Source organism: Deinococcus sp. (assembly GCF_030523985.1).
Lineage (GTDB): Bacteria > Deinococcota > Deinococci > Deinococcales > Deinococcaceae > Deinococcus.
Genome location: NZ_JAUNHK010000204.1, coordinates 1 through 1,808, shown reverse-complemented (window position 1 = coordinate 1,808; position 1,808 = coordinate 1). Strand labels below are relative to the sequence as shown.

Here is a 1,808-nt window from a genome sequence, read left to right as displayed (position 1 = left end):
ATCAACCGGAACGCAGTGCAATATGTGAGGCGGGTCAGGGTGTCACAATGCCCAGCAGCGCGGCTCCTGTTTCTGCTGGCCGCTTCCCCTACACCCTGCTCTCCCTGGAGGACCCTGCTATGACATTCGGCCCATTTGAAATTATCCTGATTCTGGTCGTAATCGCCCTGCTGTTTGGAGCCAAAAAGCTCCCCGAGCTGATGAAAGGCATGGGCCAAGGCATCCGTGAATTCAAGAACGAGGTCAAAGACCCCGCTGCCCCCGCGCCCGGTCAGCCGACCCAAACGGTCGTCAGTGCCCAGCCTGCCGCTCCGGTGACCCCCGTGGTGGACGTGGCCTCGCGCCAGCTCGACCCCGTTCGGATTGACCCGGTGACGGGTGCCCCTGTCGTCAACGAACCTGTCGTGCAGACCCCCGGCGAACGCCGCTAAGGGCGCCGCAGGTTCCACACCATGACCCAGCCCTTGCCCCCTACGCCCCCCGAACTGCCCAGTGCGCCGCTGTTCGACCATCTCGAAGAGTTGCGGCGGCGCATCATCGTCAGCGTCATTTTTCTGGCGATCGGCATGGCGGTGGCCTTCACCTACCGCATCCAGCTCATCGAACTGGTCAAGGTGCCGCTGACCTACTCCGAGCTCTACACCCAGGGCAAGGTCAAACTGGTCACCACCAAGTTGGCCTCGCAGCTCCTGCTGAGTTTCAACCTGTCGTTCTGGGCGGGACTGGCCCTGGCCCTGCCGCTCATCGTGTGGCAAATCTGGGGGTTCATCGCGCCGGGGCTGTATCCCCACGAGCGGCGCTGGGGCATCCCCTTCATCCTGGGGGCGGGGCTGGCCTTCGCTGGGGGCATCCTGTTCGGCTACAAGCTGGTGCTGCCGACGATGGTGCCCTTCCTGATCGAATTTCTGGCAGGCACTGTCGAGCAGATGCAGGACCTTCAGGAATACATCGGCACGGTGGTGACTTTTCTGGTGGCGTTCGGCGTGGCCTTCGAGTTGCCGATCCTGGCGGTCATTCTGACGCGGCTGGGGATTGTCAACCACACCATGCTCCGCGCCGGCTGGCGCTTTGCCCTGGTGGGCATCATGGTGCTGGCCGCCGTGATTACGCCTACGCCCGACCCCGGCAACATGGCGCTGGTGGTGGTGCCGCTCTACGCGCTCTACGAACTCGGCGTGATTCTCTCGCGGGTCTTCCGGGTGGTTCCGCCCGAGGAGCAGGTCGAAAAACCCGTCATTTCATCCTGAGGGAGCTTCTGCCTCGCCTGTGCCTCCTTCCTGTGCCCCCTTCGTCCCTGTGGCCGGAGGGGGTTCATGCTGCGCCCGTAGGCCCTACACTGCGGGGCGACCTATGGACCCAGTCTTCTTACAAATCGGCAACTTCACGATTGCCTGGTACGGCGTGCTGATGATGGCCGGAATCGCGGCGGGCTACTGGCTCGGCGTCAAGCTGGCCCGTGAGCGCGGCCTAGACGCCGACCTCTTCGAGCGCATGATTCTCTGGATGCTGCTGTGGGGCTTCGTCGGGGCGCGGCTCGTGTTCGTGCTGACCTCCTGGCACGTCTTCGAGAACATTCCCTTTCCCCGCGTGCTGTTCGACATCGTCAACCTCCGCAACGGCGGCATCTCCATTCACGGCGGCCTGATCGGTGGCGTGCTGACGCTGATCTACTTTGCCCGCAAGTACAGGCTCAACTTCTACCAGTACGCCGACCTCGCCGTGCCGGGGGTGGCCTTCGGCATCATCGGCGGACGCCTGGGCAACATCATGAACGGCACCGACACCGTGGGCCGCGTCACCGGCTGGCC

Annotated in this window: 3 protein-coding genes; all 3 read left to right on the top strand. The window is 63.8% G+C overall.

Annotated elements, in window-relative coordinates:
- Positions 1–119 precede the first annotated feature (119 nt).
- Positions 120–431 (top strand): twin-arginine translocase TatA/TatE family subunit, encoded by a 312-nt coding sequence (locus Q4C89_RS14975; RefSeq protein WP_303103419.1) that lies wholly within the window; start codon positions 120–122, stop codon positions 429–431.
- 21 nt (positions 432–452) lie between these two features.
- Positions 453–1,247 (top strand): twin-arginine translocase subunit TatC, encoded by a 795-nt coding sequence (gene tatC / locus Q4C89_RS14970; protein ID WP_303103418.1) that lies wholly within the window; start codon positions 453–455, stop codon positions 1,245–1,247.
- 103 nt (positions 1,248–1,350) lie between these two features.
- Positions 1,351–1,808, top strand: a 458-nt coding sequence (locus tag Q4C89_RS14965; RefSeq protein WP_303103417.1) for a prolipoprotein diacylglyceryl transferase, incomplete at its 3' end; no start/stop codon positions are given.